Here is a 17020-nt window from a genome sequence, read left to right as displayed (position 1 = left end):
CAAGGCGAGACCCGCCGCGAAGCCAAAACCCAAGGCGAAAGGAGCCCGCCGATGATCCCGGGCGAGGTCTTCCCCGCTGCCGGGGACATCGAACTGAATGTCGGGCGCGAGGCGGTCGAGATCGAGGTCGCCAACACCGGCGATCGCCCGATCCAGGTCGGCAGCCACTACCACTTCGCCGAGACCAACCCGAAGCTGTCCTTCGATCGTGCCGCCGCGCGGGGCCGGCGGCTCGACATTGCGGCCGGGACCGCGGTGCGCTTCGAACCCGGCCAGACGCGCAAGGTGCGGCTGGTCGAATATTCGGGTGCGCGCATCGTGCACGGGTTTCGCGGCGAGACGGAAGGAACGCTCTGATGGCCACCCGGATCTCCCGCGGCGCCTATGCCGAGATGTACGGCCCGACGGTCGGCGACCGCGTGCGCCTGGCGGATACCGACATCATCATCGAGGTGGAGCGGGACCTCACCACCTATGGCGAGGAGGTGAAGTTCGGCGGCGGCAAGGTGATCCGCGACGGCATGGGCCAGTCCCAGGTGACGCGTGCCGCGGGCGCGATGGACACCGTCATCACCAATGCGCTGATCTTCGATGCCGTCGCCGGCATCCTGAAGGCGGATGTCGGGCTGAAGGACGGGCGGATCGCGGCCATCGGCAAGGCCGGCAACCCGGACACCCAGCCGGGTGTGACCATCATTATCGGGCCGGGGACGGAGATCATCGCGGGGGAGGGCAAGATCCTCACCGCGGGCGGCATCGACCCGCATATCCACTTCATCTGCCCGCAGCAGATCGAGGAGGCGCTGGCCTCTGGCGTGACCTCGATGTTCGGCGGTGGGACCGGGCCCGCGCATGGGACGCTCGCGACCACGGCGACGCCCGGGCCGTGGCACCTCGCGCGCATGCTGCAGGCGGCCGAGGCCTTCCCGATGAATCTCGGCTTCTTGGGCAAAGGCAATGCGGCGCTGCCGGCGGCGCTCGAGGAACAGATCATCGCCGGCGCCTGCGGCCTGAAGCTGCATGAGGATTGGGGCACCACCCCCAAGGCGATCGACACCTGCCTGTCGGTGGCCGATGCGATGGACATCCAGGTCGCCATCCACACCGACACGCTGAACGAATCCGGCTTCGTCGAGGAGACGATCAAGGCGATCGGCGGCCGCGTGGTTCAGGCCTTCCACACCGAAGGCGCCGGCGGTGGCCATGCGCCCGACATCCTGCGGCTGGTGGGCGAGCCGTCGATCCTGCCGTCCAGCACCAACCCCACCATGCCCTACACGGTGAACACGGTGGACGAGCATCTCGACATGCTCATGGTCTGCCATCACCTCGACCCGCATATCGCCGAGGACATCGCCTTCGCCGAATCCCGTATCCGCAAGGAGACGATCGCGGCGGAGGACATCCTGCACGACCTCGGCGCGATCAGCATGATGTCGTCCGACAGCCAGGCGATGGGCCGCGTCGGCGAGGTCATCATCCGCACCTGGCAGACCGCGCACAAGATGAAGGTCCAGCGCGGCCGCCTGCCGGAGGAGACCGGCGACAACGACAATCGCCGTGCCCTGCGCTACATCGCGAAATACACGATCAATCCCGCGATCAGCCAGGGAGTGGCCGACCATGTCGGCAGCATCGAGGTCGGCAAGCTCGCCGACCTGGTCCTGTGGGCGCCGGCCTTCTTCGGCGTGAAGCCGGACATGATCGTCAAGGGCGGGGCGATCGCCATGTCGATCATGGGCGATCCCAATGCCTCGATCCCGACGCCGCAGCCGGTGCATTACCGGCCGATGTTCGGTGCTTTCGGGGCGGCACGGCGGGCAACGTCACTGACCTTCGTCTCCCAGGCCGCGATCAATGCCGATATCGGTGGGCGGATCGCGCTGCGGCGGCCGCTCGCGGCGGTGCGCAATTGCCGCGGCGGGATCTCAAAGAAGTCAATGCTGCACAATGACGCGCTGCCGCGCATCGAGGTGGATGCCGAGACCTACGAGGTCCGCGCCGATGGCGTGCTCCTGGTCTGCGAGCCGGCGAAGGTGCTGCCGATGGCGCAGCGCTACTTCCTGTTCTGAGGCAGACGATGGATCAGGAGAGCATCCCCCGCGCCACCGTCGTGCATCGCGCCGGTACCTGGCCGGAGGCCGAGGCCCGCGATTCCGTGCTGGTGGATTTCGACGACCGCTTCCGTCGCCGCAGGCTCTATACGGGGGAGGGTGGGCTTGCCTTCCTGCTCGACCTGCCCGAGGCCACGGTGCTGCATGAGGGCGACGGGCTGGCGCTGGCCACCGGCGGCTTCGTGCGGGTGAAGGCAGCGCCGGAGCCGCTGGTCGAGATTACCGCGAAGGATCACGAGCATTTTGCCCGCCTTGCCTGGCATCTCGGCAACCGGCACCTGCCGACGCAGATCGCCGGCGACCGGCTGCTGATCCGCGACGATCATGTGATCGTGCATATGCTGGAAGGGCTCGGCGCCACGTTGCGCAAGGTGAATGTCCCCTTCGACCCCGAAGGTGGCGCCTATGGCGAGCACAACTACAACCAGGGCCATCACCACCACCATCACCACGGCGATCACGACCATCACCACGATCACGACCACGACCACGGCGACCACCACCACTGAGGCGCTCTACCGGCTGCTGGCCTGGCTTTCGCCAGCCTATCCGGTGGGGGCCTATACCTACAGCCACGGGCTCGAGACGGCGGTCGAGGATGGCTCGGTGCGAAACCGGGACGATCTCGTCGCCTATGTCGGGCAGGCGCTGCGGGATGGGGCAGGGCGGGTCGATGGCGCGTTGCTGGCGGAGGCGCACCGCGCCTTCGCGGCCGGGAAGGCGGCAACGCTGGATGCGGTGACGGAGCTCGGCGCCGCCTGGCGCGGAACGGCGGAGACGGCGCTGGAGGCAGAGGCGCAAGGCACGGCGTTTCTCAACGTGACGCTGGCCGCCTGGCCGGAGCCGCGGCTGGCGGCCCTCGTCGCGCGGCATCCGCGGCGTATCGTGCATGCTGTCGCCTTTGGCGCGGCGGCGGCGGCGCATGGCGTGGCGCTGCGGGAGGCAGCCTTCGGGTATCTGTCGGCCTTCGCGGCCAATCTGGTTTCGGCAGGCGTGCGGCTGGTGCCGCTCGGCCAGACCGATGGGCAGATCGCGACGGCCGCCCTCATGCCGATCGTCACCGAGGCGACCGAGGCGGCGCTGCGGGCGAAGCTCGATCGCCTCGGCACGGCGAGCCCGGCGCTGGACCTCTTCTCCATCCGTCACGAAACCCAATACACAAGGCTTTTCCGCTCATGAGCACATCTGAGTCCGGCCGGCCGATCCAGACTCCCGTTCGGCGTGCAGGCCCGGCCAACGGCCCCTTCCGCGTCGGCATCGGCGGCCCCGTCGGCTCCGGCAAGACCGCGCTGACCGAACGCCTGTGCAAGCATCTGCGCGACCGTCACGACATCGCGGTGATCACCAACGACATCTACACGAAGGAGGATGCGGAATTCCTCACCCGCGCCGGCGCGCTCGATCCCGCGCGCATCACCGGCGTGGAAACCGGCGGCTGCCCGCATACCGCGATCCGCGAGGATGCCTCGATCAACCTCGCCGCCGTGCATGACATGACGGAGAAGTTCCCGGGTCTCGAAGTGCTGTTCATTGAGAGCGGGGGCGACAACCTCGCCGCCACCTTCAGCCCGGAGCTCGCGGACCTGACGATCTACGTCATCGATGTGAGCGCGGGCGACAAGATCCCGCGCAAGGGCGGGCCCGGCATCACGCGCTCCGACCTGCTGGTGATCAACAAGATCGACCTGGCGCCGCTGGTGGGCGCGGATCTGTCGGTGATGGACCGTGATGCGCGGCGAATGCGCGGATCGCGGCCCTTCATCTTCACCAACCTCAAGGACAACAAGGGCGTGGCCGAGGTCGCCGACTTCGTGTTGCGCCAGGGGGGGATCGCGGCATGAGGCATGCGGTGATCCTCGGCATGGGGCTGATGGGCTGCGATATCGCGGCGATCTTCCTCGCCGGCGGCTGGCGCGTGACGGCACTGGAGCCGGCGGAACAGCGCTGGCCGGATGTGCTGGCGCGGGTGCGGCAGTCGATCGGGCAGCTCGACGGTGATCCGGAGCGGGCGGCGGCACTGACGCTGGTCGCGGATATCGCCGCGCCCGACTACGCCAGCGCCGAGATCGTCATCGAGGCCGTGCCCGAACGCCTGGCACTGAAGCAGGAGGTCTTCGCCACCCTCGACACGCTCGTGCCGCCGCAGGTTCCCGTCGTGTCGAACGCTTCCGGCTATCGCATCACCGACATCGCCGGGCACATCGCGACGCGTGCCCGTTGCGCGAACCTGCACTTCTTCCTGCCCGCTCATCTCGTCCCGGGCGTCGAGGTCGTGCAGGGCGAATACACCGATCCCGCGATCTGCGATGCCGTCGCCGACATCATGAACGGGCTTGGACGCAAGGCGATCCGGGTCGCGAAGGACGTGCCGGGCTTCCTCGCCAACCGCATCCAGCACGCGCTGATGCGCGAGGCCTTCGCCGTGATCGACCAGGGTCTGGCGAGTGCCGAGGATGTCGACAACGCCGTGCGCTACTGCTTCGGCTTCCGCTACCTGGCCGCCGGCCCGATCACGCAGAAGGAATTGGCGGGGCTGGAGACGCAGCTCGAAGCGGGGCGCACCATCTATCCGTCCTTGTGCAACAGCCCCGATCCCAGCCCGACGCTCGCACGGCTGGTGGCGGAGAACCGGCTCGGCCCCAAGACCGGCCGCGGCTTCCGGGACTGGCCGCCGGAGAAGACGGCGAAGGAGCGTGCCCGCTACGAGAAGGCCCTGCTCGCCGCCGTCCGCATCCTGCGCGAGGACAACGCTTGACGCGCCGGGTCGGCCCTGTTCACCGTTCCTCCCAACAAGGGAGGCAACAGAATGGTCGACCCGATCCCCTTCCGCCCGGTCGCACCCGGCAGCCAGCCCCCGCTTGACCTGCCGAGCTATCGCAGCACCGCGCATCGCCACCCGTCGCAGCCGCCGTTGCGCATGCCAACGACGCTGACGGAAGCGAGCGCGCCGAGTTTCACCCCGGCCTGGTACGCGCCGCATGACGATCTCTCGGTGGTGGATGGCAAGCAGGCGCTGGGCGAGCGCATGATCGTGGCCGGTCGCGTGACGGACGAGAATGGCCGCCCCGTCGCCGGCGCGATGGTCGAGGTCTGGCAGGCCAATGCCGCGGGCCGCTACCACCATGCGCGCGACCAGCACGACGCGCCGCTCGATCCCAATTTTCACGGCGAGGGTCGTGTCTTCACCGACGCCGAGGGACGCTACAGCTTCACCACGATCAAGCCGGGGGCCTATCCCTGGCGCAATCCGGGCCCGGGCTGGCGGCCGCAGCACATCCATTTCGGCCTGCATGGCAACGGCTTCGCGCAGCGCCTGATCACCCAAATGTATTTCCCGGGCGATCCGTTGCTCGCCTTCGATGCGATCTTCCAGGGCAGCGGCGACGATGCGGCGAAGCGGCGCCTGATCGCGGATCTGGACCCGGAGCTGATGCGCCCCGACTGGGCCCTCGGCTATCGCTTCGACATCGTCCTGCGCGGCCGCGCCGCCACGCCTTTCGAGAATGCCTGACATGACCCCTGCGACGGCGAGCCAGACCGCCGGCCCCTACTGGCACATGATCGACTTTCCCGCCTGGGCCGACCTGCTGCGCGCGGACGGTCCGAATGCCGGCGCGGCCGGGGAGCGCATCACCCTGGCAGGCGTCATCACCGACGGCGCGGGCGCTGTGGTGCCGGATGCGATGGTCGAGCTTTGGCAGGCCGATCCGAAGGGGTCCTATGACGGCGCCTTCCATGGCTTCGGCCGTTGCGCGACCGACGCGCAAGGTCGGTTCTGCTTCATGACGCTGAAGCCTGGTGCGGTGCCCGGTCCCGGCAACAGCACTCAGGCGCCGCACATCACCCTCACGATCTTCGCCCGCGGGCTGATGTCGGGCCTGGTGACGCGCGCCTATTTCGCCGGCGACGCGCGCCTGGCGGAGGATCCGATCCTCGCCCGGGTGCCGGAGATGCGGCGTGGCACGCTGATCGCGAAGCCAACCGGGCAGGGGGAATGGCGGCTCGATATCCGCCTGCAGGGAGAGGGCGAGACCGTCTTCCTCACCGTGTGACGCTGCGGCGCAGCACGAATCTGCACGTTGCCGAGGCCACGACCTTGGGGCAAGGTCAATCCCAAGCCGCGTGACGCGGTAGGGAGTGGACGAACCGGATATGACCATCGCGCTCGCGCGGCAGCCATCGCGCCGTCGCAGCCTGATCCGTTGGCATTATGCCTTGGCGCAACCATCTCTGCGGGGAGGGCGCGCATGAAGCCGACCGACATCACCAACCCCGACCATTTCCACAAGGTCGTCGACTGCCAATGGGCCTGCCCGGCCCATACGCCCGTGCCGGAGTACATCCGGATGATCGCGGCGGGGCGGTATGCCGACGCCTATATGGTCAATTGGCATTCCAACGTCTTCCCGGGGATTCTCGGCCGCACCTGCGACCGCCCTTGCGAGCCCGCCTGCCGGCGTGGCCGGGTCGAGGAAGAACCCGTCGCGATCTGCCGCCTGAAGCGCGTCGCCGCCGACAACAAGGGCGAGGTGGCGCATCGCATGCCGCCTATCCCGACCGAGCGGAACGGCAAGCGCATCGCCTGCATCGGCGCCGGCCCGGCCAGCATGACCGTCGCGCGCGACCTCGCGCCGCTTGGCTACGAGATCCACGTCTTCGATGGCGAAGCGAAGCCCGGCGGCTTCATCCGCCAGCAGATCCCGCGCTTCCGCCTGCCCGAGGAGGTGATCGACGAGGAATGCGGCTACGCGCTCGACCGTGGCGGTGTGGTCAGCCACATGAACCGCCGCGTCGACAGCCTGAAGGGCCTGTTGGCCGAGGGCTATGACGCCGTCTTCGTCGGATCCGGCGCCCCCCGCGGGCGCGAGCTGGACGTGCCGGGCCGCAATGATGCCGCGGCGCATATCCATCTCGGCATCGACTGGCTGGCCTCGGTCTCCTTCGGCCATGTGACGTCGATCGGCAAGCGCGTGATCGTGCTCGGCGGCGGCAATACCGCGATGGATTGCTGCCGCTCCGCCCGCCGTCTCGGCGGCGAGGAGGTGAAGGTCGTCGTCCGCTCCGGCTTCGAGGAAATGAAGGCGAGCCCGTGGGAGAAGGAAGACGCGATGGGGGAGGGCATCCCCATCCTGAACTTCCTGGTGCCCAAGGAAGTGCTGCACGACAACGGCCGCCTGACCGGCATGGTCTTCGAGAAGGTCGCCGCGCAGTACGACGAGAAGGGCCGGCGCAGCCTGAAGCCGACCGGCGAGCCCGATGTGACCATCGAGGCGGATGAGGTGCTGGTCGCCATCGGCCAGGAGAACGCCTTCCCCTGGATCGAGCGCGACGCCGGCCTCGAATTCGACCGCTGGGGCCTGCCGAAGCTGGACGAGGCGACGCTGCAATCGACCCTGCCGCAGGTCTTCTTCGGCGGCGATGCCGCCTTCGGCCCGAAGAACATCATCTGGGCGGTCGCGCATGGCCACCAGGCCGCGGTGTCGATCGACCTGTTCTGCAAGGGCGAGGATGTCCGCAACCGACCGCCGCCCGATGTCCATCTCGCCAGCCAGAAGATGGGCATCCACGAATGGGCCTATGACAACGAGGTCTCGCTCGACCTGCGCTACAAGGTGCCGCATCTGCCCGCCGAGAAGGCGCTGCGCGACATCACGGCGGAAGTCGAACTCGGCTTCGACCGGGAGATGGCCTATCTCGAGACGCAACGCTGCCTGAACTGCGACGTGCAGACGGTCTTCACCGCCAAGCTCTGCATCGAATGCGATGCCTGCGTGGACATCTGCCCGACCGACTGCATCACCTTCACCGAGAATGGCGAGGAGGAGGAGCTCCGCACGCGGCTCAAGGCCCCGGCGGTGAACACCTACCAGGATCTCTATGTCGAGGATGGCCTGAAGACGGGCCGTGTCATGGTCAAGGACGAGGACGTCTGCCTGCACTGCGGCATGTGCGCCGAGCGCTGCCCGACCGGTGCCTGGGACATGCAGAAGTTCCTGCTCGAGACCGCGAAGCCGAAGGCGCACGCATGCCACAGCCGCTAGTCGCGACGAACGACTTCGTCGTCAAGTTCGCCAACGTCAACGGGTCCGGTTCCGCTTCCGCCAACGGGCTCTTCGCGAAATCCATCCTGCGCATGGGCGTGCCGATCGCCTCGCGCAACATCTTCCCCTCGAACATCCAGGGGCTGCCGACCTGGTTCGAGGTCCGCGTCTCCGAGGCCGGCCATATGGGTCGGCGCGGCGGCGTGGACATGATGGTCGCGATGAACCCGCAGACCTGGGACCGCGACGTCGCCGAGATCGAGCCCGGCGGCTACCTGTTCTACGATTCGACGCGGCCCATGCCGAAGTCGAAGTTCCGCGACGACATCACGGTGATCGGCTGCCCGCTGACCGAGATCACCAACGCCGCCTATTCTGATCCGCGCCAGCGGCAGCTGTTCAAGAACATCGTCTATCTTGGCGCGCTCTCGGCGCTGCTGGACATGGATGTCGAGGCGGTGAAGGGTGCCATCGCCGCGCAGTTCAAGGGCAAGGAGAAGCTGGTCCCGGCCAACTTCGCCGCGCTGGAGATGGGCCGCGACTGGGCGATGCAGAACCTTGCCTGCCCGATCGGGCTGCGGCTGAAGCGTGCGGACGCCGTGGGTAACCGCATCTTCACCGACGGCAACAACGCAGCGGGGCTGGGCGCGGTCTATGGCGGGGCCACGGTTTGCGCCTGGTATCCGATCACGCCCTCCACCTCGCTGGCCGAGGCCTTCGAAAAGCACTGCACGCGACTGCGCAAGGACCCGGAGACGGGGGCCAAGCGCTACGCCATCGTACAGGCGGAAGATGAGCTTGCCTCCATCGGCATGGTGGTGGGCGCGGCCTGGAACGGGGCGCGGGCCTTCACCGCGACGTCGGGGCCCGGCGTGTCGCTGATGCAGGAATTCCTGGGCCTCGCCTATTTCGCCGAGATCCCGGCCGTGCTGTTCGACGTGCAGCGCGCAGGGCCTTCCACGGGCATGCCGACGCGTACCCAGCAATCCGACCTGCTCTCGGCCGCCTATGCCAGCCATGGCGACACCAAGCATGTGATGCTGCTGCCGCAGGACCCCGGCGAGTGCTTCACCTTCGGCGCGGATGCCTTCGACCTGGCGGACCGGCTGCAGACGCCGATCTTCGTCATGCTCGATCTCGACATCGGCATGAACGATTGGCTCTGCGAGCCCTTCGCCTGGGACCCCGCGCGCAAGATGGATCGCGGCAAGGTGCTGGATGCCGAGGGTCTGGATGCGGCGAAGACCTTCGGCCGCTACCTCGATGTCGATGGGGATGGCATTCCCTATCGCACCTGGCCGGGCACGCACCCGGAGAAGGGGTCCTTCTTCACCCGCGGCACATCGCGCGACCGCTATGCGCGCTACACCGAGGATGGCGCGCCTTACGTCGACAACATGCAGCGGCTGCTGAAGAAGTTCCACACGGCCAAGTCCCTGGTGCCGCGTCCGGTCACCATCCCGGCCAAAGAGAAGGCGCGGGACGGCGTGATCTTCTATGGCTCGACCTCGGCGGCCATGTCCGAGGCGCTGGCCGCGTTGGAAGCCCAGGGCGTCCATCTCGACGCCATGCGCATCCGCGCCTTCCCCTTCCACCAGGACGTCGCCGACTTCGTTGCCGCGCATGAACGCGTCTTCGTGGTAGAACAGAACCGCGACGCGCAGCTCCGCACCCTCCTGGTGAATGAGGAGGAGATCGACCCGGCGAAGCTGGTGCCGGTGCTGCATTACGACGGCACGCCGATCACCGCGCGCTTCATCCAGTCCGCCGTCGCCGACCGGGCGTCCGCGGCCAATGTCCTGCCCTTCCGCAAGGCCACGCCATGAGCTACCTGCCGAAGCCGAAGCTCCATCATCCGAAGCTGCCGACCAATGCGATCGGCCTGACGCGGCGCGACTATGAGGGCGCGATCAGTACTCTCTGCGCCGGCTGCGGGCATGATTCGATCAGCGCGGCGATCATCCAGGCCTGCTTCAACCTGTCTCTGCCGCCGCACCGGGTCGCGAAGCTGTCGGGCATCGGGTGTTCGTCCAAGACGCCGACCTACTTCCTCGGCGCCGCACACGGCTTCAATTCCGTGCATGGGCGCATGCCATCCGTGCTGACGGGCGCGTATCTGGCGAACCGGGACCTGATCTATCTCGGCGTCTCCGGTGACGGAGACAGCGCGTCGATCGGCTTCGGCCAGTTCGCGCATTCCATCCGGCGCGGGGTCAACATGACCTATATCGTCGAGAACAACGGCGTGTACGGGCTGACCAAGGGGCAGTTCTCAGCGACCTCGGACAAGGGCTCGGTAGCGAAGAAGGGCACGGTCAACACCGACCAGCCGATCGACCTGGCGGCCATCGCGGTGCAGCTCGGCGCCTCCTTTGTCGCGCGCTCCTTCTCGGGCGACAAGGACCAGCTCGTGCCGCTGATCGAGGCCGCACTGCTGCATGACGGCGCCGCCTTCATCGACGTCATCAGCCCCTGCGTCGCCTTCAACAACCATCCCGGCAGCACGAAATCCTACGATTATGTGCGCGAGCACAATGACGCGCTGAACCGCCTCGATGTGATGCTACCGCGAGAGGAGATCACCGCCTCCTACGCCCCCGGCACACTGACCGAGGTCGTCCAGCATGACGGCTCGATCCTCCGCCTGCGCAAGCTGCATGAGGGGCATGACGCGACAGACCGTTCCTCGGCCCTGCACGCGCTGATGGAAGGCAAGAGTGCCGGCGAGATCGTCACCGGCCTGATCTACGTCGAGGCCGAAGCCACGCCGTTGCACGAGAATCTCGGCACCGTCCCGCAGGCGCTGAATGCGCTCGGCGATGCGGAACTCTGCCCGGGGGTCGAGGCATTGGAACGGATCAACGCCTCGTTGCGGTGATGCGACGGCGGGCGCTGTTCCGTGACCGCCAGGATGCGGGGCAGCGCCTGTTGCCGCTGCTCCGCCCGCTGGGGCTGACCGCCCCGCTGGTCTATGGCCTGCTGCGCGGCGGGCTCGCCGTCGCGGCACCTGTCGCGGAAGGACTGCATGTCCCGCTGCTGCCTTTCCTGGTGCGCAAGCTCGGTGTGCCGTGGGAACCGGAACTCGGCTTCGGGGCCTTGTCCGAAGGGTCCGACACTCCCGTCCTGAACGACGACATCGTGGCGCAGTGCGGCCTGTCACCAGCAGACATTGCGGCCGTCCGGGATCGCGAGGCGAAGGAACTGGCCCGTCGCCGCGCGGTCTACGTCGCAGGGCTGGAACGCCCCGATCCGCGTGGCCGTGCCGCGATCTTGGTCGATGACGGCCTAGCCACCGGCATTTCGGCCCGCGCGGCGCTGCGGTCGCTGCGCGCGCAGGGTGCCGCGCCGCTCATCCTCGCCGTGCCGCTGGCACCGCCAGACGCCATCGACGATCTGACTGGCGAATGCGACCGTATCCTTTGTGCCGAGGTCTTGCCGATCCCTCGCGGCATCGGCGGCTGCTATGACGACTTCCACCAGCTCACCGACGCCGAGGTGCTCGCCCTGTTGCGGGGCGCCGCGAAGGAGACGCCATGACGAATATCCCCGCCACCGGCCGCCCGCGCGACGAGATCCTGGGTGAACTCGCCGCTCGCAAGGCCGGCGACCGTGACTGGCGGCGGGGGCGGCTTGCCGTCTACTTCTACTGGCTCGACGAGGAACTCGAGCGCGTCCAGCAGGAGGCCTATCGCGCCTATTGGACCGAGAACAATCTCGGCCAGCGCGCCTATCCCTCGCTGAAATCCCTGGAGGACGAGGTCATCGCCATGGCGCTGTCGCTGTTGGGCGGCGGCGAAAGGGCTGGCGGCACCTTCACCTCGGGCGGGTCGGAGAGCATCTTCCTGGCCATGATGGCGGCGCGGAACAAGGCGCGCGCGGCACGCGGCATCTCGCAGCCCAACATCGTGCTGCCGGATACGGCGCACCTGACCTTCGACCGGGCGGCCGAGGCGCTGGGCCTCGAATCCCGCCGCGTGCCGGTCGGCCCGGATCTGCGCGCCGATGTCGCTGCCATGGCGGCACGCATGGATGGCAATACCGTCGCCCTGGTCGGTTCCGCACCGAACTACCCCTTCGGCACTTTCGATTCCATCGGCGACCTAGCCGCGCTCGCCGCATCGCGTGGCATCTGGATGCATGTGGATGCCTGTGTGGGTGGCTTCCTTGCGCCCTATGTGCGTCGGTTGGGGCATCCCATCCCGGACTTCGACCTGTCGGTGCCGGGCGTCACCTCACTCTCCGCGGATATCCACAAGCACGGCATGGCGCCGAAGGGCGCATCGCTGCTGCTGGTCTCGGATGCCGCGGATCGCGAATGGCATAGGTTCGAAAGCCGCGCCTGGCAGCGCGGTCCCTACGCGGCCTACACGACGCAGGGCACGCGTCCCGGCGGCGCGGTCGCCGCGGCTTGGGCGACGATGAATCACCTGGGTGACGAAGGCTATCTGCGCTGCGCAAGCCTGATCATGGAGGCGAAGTCCATCATGACGACCGGCATCGCTGCCATTCCCGGCTTGGCGATCCTGGAACCGAGCGACCTGGGAATTTTCGTCTGGCGTGCGACGGATCCGGCGCTCGACATCGGCAAGGTCGCCGCCGCGCTGGACGCGGAGGGGTGGCTGGTCGGCCGGCAGCAGGAACCGGACGGCGTGCACCTTCACCTCAACCCGATCCATCGGGAGGTTGCCGAGGAGTATGTCGATGCCGTCGCCCGTGCTGTCGCCGCGGCGCGTGGCGGGGCAACCGCCCGCATCGCCGCGACTCAGGCAACGTACTAAAGGAACTTCGCGACCACGTCCGTCGAGGATGCCTTCCCGATCGCGTCGAAATGCGCGTCGAGGAACGCCTCCGCCTTTGCGACGCCCAGCGCGCGCAGATGCCGCAGGAAACCGCTGCTCGCATTCAGCTTCGAACTGGCGTTCAGCACCGCCAGCTCCTCCTCGGCATCCACCGTATGGATGAAGCAGCGCAGATGCTTGCCCGGCGGCAATTGCCCCTGGTCGATCAGATCCGTCACGAAGCGGATCATCCGCATCTCCCGCATCAGCGACGAATTGAAGGCCAGCGTGTTCATCCGGTCGACGATGGCGCGGATGTCGTGCGGCACCTCGGGGATGTTGATGGGATTGAGCTGCACGATCAGGATGTCCGGCGCGCCGCCCATGTAGATCAGCGGGAAGATCGGCGGATTGCCGCAATAGCCGCCATCCCAGTAGTGCTGTCCGTCCACCTCGACCGCATGATGCAGCAGCGGCAGGCAGGATGACGCCATGACCGCCGCGGCGCTCATCTCCTTGCGTTCGAAGACGCGTAGCCGGCCGGTCAGCACATTGGTCGCGCAGACATAGAGCGCCGGGCCCGGCGCATCGCGCAGCCGCGTGAAATCCACCAGCGCATCGAGATGTTCGCGCAGCGGATTGGCATTGGTCGGGTTCAGCTCATAGGGCGAGAACTGCCGCATCAGCACATCCGCCACGCGCCACAGCGGCGAGAAATCCATGTTGCCCGGGCTCAGCATCAGGTCGAGAGGCGTGGGCTGGATCGGCGAGCCCTGGGCCATCTCGCCGATCCCGTCCCAGAAGCGGTCAAGCCGCCGCCGCGCCTCCGCCGCCCCGCCGGCGATCAGCCCGTCGACCAGCACTGCGGCGTTCATCGCCCCGGCGCTGGTGCCGACCACGGCCTCGATCTCCAACCGCTCATCGGCCAGCAGACGGTCGAGCACGCCCCAGGTGAAGGCGCCATGCGACCCGCCGCCCTGCAGCGCCAGCTTGATCCGCTTGCGGTTTCCCTCGGCCATGATCGGGCGATCCTATTTGCTGTCGAGCCGCGTGACCGGCGACCAGCCGGCTGGCGGACCATCAGGATAGCGCGCCAGCCGTCCCGCATAGGCGGCCACCAGCGGATCGCGCGCCGGATCGCCGGCCTCGCGCAGCGCTTCCATGGCGCGGGCGAACTGCCCGCCGCGCCATTGCAGCACCGCCTCCTCCCAGGCCGGCAGGCACCGCAGCACAGCGGAATCGGCGAGCAGCGCCAACTCCGTCGCATCCTGCGCATGGGCCAGGCCGAGCAGCTCATGCACCTCGATCGGGTCCTGCGCGCCCTTGGGCAGCACCAAGTCGACCGGGCGGAAGACGAAGCCGCTGCCCGCACCGATGCGCGTCTGCTCCGACACCAGGATCGAGGTGCCGTACATCTTGTTCATGCCTTCGAGCCGCGAGGCGATGTTCACCATGGATCCTATCGCCGTGTAGGACATGCGGTCCGAGGACCCGACATTGCCGACCACCGCTTCGCCGCTATGCACGCCGAAGCGCGTGTGCAGCCGGGGCCAGCCGCGCGCTTCGAACTCCTCCTCCAGCCGCCGCGTCAGGGCGCGGGCCTCCAGCGCCGCGCGGCAGCCGTGCAGCGCATGGGCGAGGTCGCGCTTCGGCGCGTTCCAGATCGCCATCACCGCATCGCCGATATACTTGTCGATGGTCGCCTGGTTCGCCAGCAGTTCCTCGGTGAGCGCCTGGAAATAGGTGGAGGTGATCTGCATCAGCGCCTCCGGGTCCATGCGCTCGGCGATCGTAGTGAAGCCCTGCACGTCGCTGAACATCACCGTCAGCCGCCGGCGCTCGCCGCCGAGTTCCGCCTCCGCGCCCTCGGCCATCAGCTTGCGCACCAGGTCGCGCGGCACATAGACGCTGAACAGGCGCAGCGCGGACTTCATGCCACGCATGGCATCCGCCAGCCGCTCCACCTCGGTGATGTGGGATTCGAGGCGCAGCGGCTGGGCGAGATCGAGCCGCCGGATTGCCTCCGCCTCCCGCGTCAGCACGCCCAGCGGCCGGGCGACGCGCCACGCCACCACTCCCAGCCCGCCCAGCCCCAGCACCAGCGCGGCGAGCGCCATCAGCGTGCCGTTGCGGATGCCGGCCTCGATCCCCGCGGTGAAGTCGTCGAGCGGCGCGGTGACGCCGACCAGCACGCGGGGTTCGACGAAATCCCCGACCATGGCGAGGTGGACCAGATAGGGCTGGCCGTTGATCGGCAAGCGCTGCGTCTCGCCGGGACGCAGCCGGCCTTCGGCATAGGCGCGCCACAGCGCCTCCAGCGCCACGTCGTCGCTGCGTGCGAGCGTCGTCCAGCCACCGCCCGGCAGCAGGGCCTTGCTCGGGTCGGGATGACCGAGCAGCACGCCATCCTCGGTGAAGAGCACCGTCTCACCGTGCTGGCTCACCCGCTGCCCGGTCAGGAAGCCACCAAGATCGGCGAGCGCCATGTCGAGCCCGATCGCGCCGCCGCCGGGCAGGGCATTGCCCACCGTCAGCCCGGGCCGGCCGACGAGGGGCAGTTCATAGAGAGTCGAAATATGCACGCCCGGTTCGCGCGCCTGCAGCACCCAGGACAGGCGTCGCGGATCGCTACCCCGGTGCGGCGCCGTGGCATCGCCGAGCACGGCACCTTCGGCGTCCAGGAAGGTCCAGCTCTCCGATGCCGCCTGCGGGGCAGGGACGCGGCGCAGGGCGAAGCCCGCGCCCGCCGGCACCGAGCGCGGGATCGCGGCCTCGGGCAGGGCCGAAAGCCGCAGCACCTGCTCCAGCGTGCCATCCGGCAGCACGGCCGAGACCGCGATCACCGGGGGCTCGGCCAGCAACACGGCAAGCGCCGGGTCGAGCACCGCATCCCGGCCCATCGGCATGCGCGCCAGGACCGCGGCGTGACCCAGCAGCGGATGGATCATGCCGCGCGCGCTCGCCGCCGTCGTGGCTGCGGCCGCGCCGAGGTGCCGCGCCGCCGTCTCCTCCGCCGCGCGCGACCCAGCCTGCCGGAAGGCCGTCACGACCGCCATGCCTGCCACCAGGAAGACAATGCTGAAGGCGGTCAGGATGGTGATGGTGAAGTTGAGGCGCGGGCGGAGCCTCATTTCGCCGTTCCGGCCCAGGCCAGCAGGGCTTCGGCATCGGCCGGGTCCATGGAGTCCAGCGCCACGGCGCCGGCCTCGGCCGAGGCTTCCTTCAGGCCGAGCCGGCGCGCCACCCCGGCATAGGCAGCGAGCTGTGTCGCGCGCAGGGCATCGAGGCCGAGCGCCTGCGCCGGGAGGGTAGCCGGCCCCATCATGCGCATGAGCCCGACGCGGGCGGCATGGCTCGCCACGCCCTCCGCGCCCACCAGACCGCAGACGGCGAATTCATGGGCGAGCTTCTGACTCAGCAACGGCCCCAGCGTGGGCAGGCTGCTGCCGAACAGATCGGCCTCCCGCGCCAGATGGCAGAGCAGGTCGGATGCTTCGTCATCCTCCCAGGGCCAAGTGGTGGCGAGGATGACGCGGCGCAGCGTCCTGATGCGCGCCTCATCGAGCCCCTCTGCCGCGGCGAGAGCGGCGACCGCCTCGGCCGATCGCTCCTCCAGCACCCCGCGATCGGCATAGACGCGCCCGTCATGCAGCAGGTCATGCCCGGCCATGGCGACGACGCCGAGCGCCGCCTCCTCGGGCGTCAGCAGCCCCAGCCGCCGCGCCGCGCCGGCAAGCCAGCCCATGGCAATCGTCGCCTCGGCCTGATGGTGCCGGCCGTGATAGGCAGGCTCTTCGCCGGGTGGGAAACCCGCGCCATGCGCTTCGACCGCTGCGGCAACGGCAGCTCCGGCACGGGCTGCGCAGGGCGGCGCGCCCGACGATCCGGTCGCGGCGTGCAGCGCCTGGGTCACCGCATCGACCATCTCAGGGGCGCCGGCACGGCGGCGCAGCAGGTAGGCCTCGGCCTGCTGCAGGGCTGCGAAGGGATCGCCCCCACCAAGCGCAAGGTCCAGGAAATCACTTCCGGTCGCAGCCGATGCGGCCATGGGACCCTTCGACAGTGGCGTGCCATCCTAGACCGCGCG

The 17020-nt window shown here is 68.5% G+C and carries 16 protein-coding genes; 13 read left to right on the top strand and 3 right to left on the bottom strand.

Annotated elements, in window-relative coordinates; all coding sequences use genetic code 11:
- Positions 1-51 precede the first annotated feature (51 nt).
- From KPL78_RS07440 to KPL78_RS07380, 13 genes are all read left to right on the top strand, one after another.
- Positions 52-357, top strand: a complete 306-nt coding sequence (locus tag KPL78_RS07440; protein ID WP_219762267.1) for an urease subunit beta — start codon at positions 52-54, stop codon at positions 355-357.
- On the top strand, positions 357-2072 hold the full coding sequence (ureC, locus tag KPL78_RS07435) for an urease subunit alpha (protein WP_219762266.1): 1716 nt from the start codon (positions 357-359) through the stop codon (positions 2070-2072). The genes KPL78_RS07440 and ureC overlap by 1 nt, the downstream gene beginning before the upstream one ends.
- 8 nt (positions 2073-2080) lie before the next feature.
- Positions 2081-2623 carry an urease accessory protein UreE gene (locus KPL78_RS07430; RefSeq protein WP_219762265.1) on the top strand — a complete coding sequence of 181 codons (543 nt, stop codon included), beginning with the start codon at positions 2081-2083 and terminating at the stop codon, positions 2621-2623.
- Entirely contained in the window at positions 2520-3293 is a 774-nt protein-coding gene (locus KPL78_RS07425; RefSeq protein WP_219762264.1) for an urease accessory protein UreF, read from the top strand. Before KPL78_RS07430 ends, KPL78_RS07425 begins: the two co-directional genes overlap by 104 nt.
- The gene (gene ureG / locus KPL78_RS07420; protein WP_219762263.1) at positions 3290-3955 is read left to right on the top strand and encodes an urease accessory protein UreG; all 666 of its coding nucleotides are present in this window, start codon (positions 3290-3292) and stop codon (positions 3953-3955) included. Before KPL78_RS07425 ends, ureG begins: the two co-directional genes overlap by 4 nt.
- The gene (locus KPL78_RS07415) at positions 3952-4869 is read left to right on the top strand and encodes a 3-hydroxyacyl-CoA dehydrogenase NAD-binding domain-containing protein (protein WP_219762262.1); all 918 of its coding nucleotides are present in this window, start codon (positions 3952-3954) and stop codon (positions 4867-4869) included. Before ureG ends, KPL78_RS07415 begins: the two co-directional genes overlap by 4 nt.
- Positions 4870-4920: 51 nt before the next feature.
- Positions 4921-5625 (top strand): protocatechuate 3,4-dioxygenase subunit beta, encoded by a 705-nt coding sequence (gene pcaH / locus KPL78_RS07410; RefSeq protein ID WP_219762261.1) that lies wholly within the window; start codon positions 4921-4923, stop codon positions 5623-5625.
- Position 5626: 1 nt separating this feature from the next.
- Positions 5627-6166 carry a protocatechuate 3,4-dioxygenase subunit alpha gene (gene pcaG / locus KPL78_RS07405; protein ID WP_219762260.1) on the top strand — a complete coding sequence of 180 codons (540 nt, stop codon included), beginning with the start codon at positions 5627-5629 and terminating at the stop codon, positions 6164-6166.
- Positions 6167-6361: 195 nt separating this feature from the next.
- Complete coding sequence (locus KPL78_RS07400; protein WP_219762259.1) at positions 6362-8155, top strand: FAD-dependent oxidoreductase; 1794 nt, start codon at positions 6362-6364, stop codon at positions 8153-8155.
- Positions 8140-9981, top strand: a complete 1842-nt coding sequence (locus KPL78_RS07395; RefSeq protein WP_219762258.1) for a 2-oxoacid:acceptor oxidoreductase subunit alpha — start codon at positions 8140-8142, stop codon at positions 9979-9981. The genes KPL78_RS07400 and KPL78_RS07395 overlap by 16 nt, the downstream gene beginning before the upstream one ends.
- Entirely contained in the window at positions 9978-11033 is a 1056-nt protein-coding gene (locus KPL78_RS07390; RefSeq protein WP_219762257.1) for a 2-oxoacid:ferredoxin oxidoreductase subunit beta, read from the top strand. The genes KPL78_RS07395 and KPL78_RS07390 overlap by 4 nt, the downstream gene beginning before the upstream one ends.
- On the top strand, positions 11033-11692 hold the full coding sequence (locus KPL78_RS07385) for a phosphoribosyltransferase (RefSeq protein WP_255568781.1): 660 nt from the start codon (positions 11033-11035) through the stop codon (positions 11690-11692). Before KPL78_RS07390 ends, KPL78_RS07385 begins: the two co-directional genes overlap by 1 nt.
- The gene (locus KPL78_RS07380) at positions 11689-12933 is read left to right on the top strand and encodes a pyridoxal phosphate-dependent decarboxylase family protein (protein ID WP_219762255.1); all 1245 of its coding nucleotides are present in this window, start codon (positions 11689-11691) and stop codon (positions 12931-12933) included. The genes KPL78_RS07385 and KPL78_RS07380 overlap by 4 nt, the downstream gene beginning before the upstream one ends.
- Here KPL78_RS07380 and KPL78_RS07375 read toward each other — a convergent pair.
- The 3 genes from KPL78_RS07375 to KPL78_RS07365 are packed head-to-tail and all read right to left on the bottom strand — an operon-like array spanning position 12930 to position 16981.
- On the bottom strand, positions 12930-13952 hold the full coding sequence (locus KPL78_RS07375) for a patatin-like phospholipase family protein (RefSeq protein WP_219762254.1): 1023 nt from the start codon (positions 13950-13952) through the stop codon (positions 12930-12932). The two genes, KPL78_RS07380 and KPL78_RS07375, sit on opposite strands and share 4 nt — an antisense overlap.
- A gap of 12 nt (positions 13953-13964) precedes the next feature.
- Positions 13965-16064 carry an adenylate/guanylate cyclase domain-containing protein gene (locus tag KPL78_RS07370; RefSeq protein WP_219762253.1) on the bottom strand — a complete coding sequence of 700 codons (2100 nt, stop codon included), beginning with the start codon at positions 16062-16064 and terminating at the stop codon, positions 13965-13967.
- Positions 16061-16981: a hypothetical protein gene (locus KPL78_RS07365; RefSeq protein ID WP_219762252.1), complete on the bottom strand. Its 921-nt coding sequence runs from the start codon at positions 16979-16981 to the stop codon at positions 16061-16063. Before KPL78_RS07365 ends, KPL78_RS07370 begins: the two co-directional genes overlap by 4 nt.
- Positions 16982-17020: the final 39 nt, after the last annotated feature.

Source organism: Roseomonas alba (assembly GCF_019430885.1).
Classification (GTDB): domain Bacteria; phylum Pseudomonadota; class Alphaproteobacteria; order Acetobacterales; family Acetobacteraceae; genus Neoroseomonas; species Neoroseomonas alba.
The sequence above is the reverse complement of the archived record's forward strand: the minus strand, read 5'-3'. Positions and strand labels throughout refer to the sequence as shown.

Bases quoted from the DNA above. Each gene is read 5' to 3' on its own strand.
- KPL78_RS07440 (WP_219762267.1), top strand. From the start codon at position 52: ATGATCCCGGGCGAGGTCTTCCCCGCTGCCGGGGACATCGAACTGAAT.
- ureC (WP_219762266.1), top strand. From the start codon at position 357: ATGGCCACCCGGATCTCCCGCGGCGCCTATGCCGAGATGTACGGCCCG.
- KPL78_RS07430 (WP_219762265.1), top strand. From the start codon at position 2,081: ATGGATCAGGAGAGCATCCCCCGCGCCACCGTCGTGCATCGCGCCGGT.
- KPL78_RS07425 (WP_219762264.1), top strand. From the start codon at position 2,520: ATGGCGAGCACAACTACAACCAGGGCCATCACCACCACCATCACCACG.
- ureG (WP_219762263.1), top strand. From the start codon at position 3,290: ATGAGCACATCTGAGTCCGGCCGGCCGATCCAGACTCCCGTTCGGCGT.
- KPL78_RS07415 (WP_219762262.1), top strand. From the start codon at position 3,952: ATGAGGCATGCGGTGATCCTCGGCATGGGGCTGATGGGCTGCGATATC.
- pcaH (WP_219762261.1), top strand. From the start codon at position 4,921: ATGGTCGACCCGATCCCCTTCCGCCCGGTCGCACCCGGCAGCCAGCCC.
- pcaG (WP_219762260.1), top strand. From the start codon at position 5,627: ATGACCCCTGCGACGGCGAGCCAGACCGCCGGCCCCTACTGGCACATG.
- KPL78_RS07400 (WP_219762259.1), top strand. From the start codon at position 6,362: ATGAAGCCGACCGACATCACCAACCCCGACCATTTCCACAAGGTCGTC.
- KPL78_RS07395 (WP_219762258.1), top strand. From the start codon at position 8,140: ATGCCACAGCCGCTAGTCGCGACGAACGACTTCGTCGTCAAGTTCGCC.
- KPL78_RS07390 (WP_219762257.1), top strand. From the start codon at position 9,978: ATGAGCTACCTGCCGAAGCCGAAGCTCCATCATCCGAAGCTGCCGACC.
- KPL78_RS07385 (WP_255568781.1), top strand. From the start codon at position 11,033: ATGCGACGGCGGGCGCTGTTCCGTGACCGCCAGGATGCGGGGCAGCGC.
- KPL78_RS07380 (WP_219762255.1), top strand. From the start codon at position 11,689: ATGACGAATATCCCCGCCACCGGCCGCCCGCGCGACGAGATCCTGGGT.
- KPL78_RS07375 (WP_219762254.1), bottom strand. From the start codon at position 13,952: ATGGCCGAGGGAAACCGCAAGCGGATCAAGCTGGCGCTGCAGGGCGGC.
- KPL78_RS07370 (WP_219762253.1), bottom strand. From the start codon at position 16,064: ATGAGGCTCCGCCCGCGCCTCAACTTCACCATCACCATCCTGACCGCC.
- KPL78_RS07365 (WP_219762252.1), bottom strand. From the start codon at position 16,981: ATGGCCGCATCGGCTGCGACCGGAAGTGATTTCCTGGACCTTGCGCTT.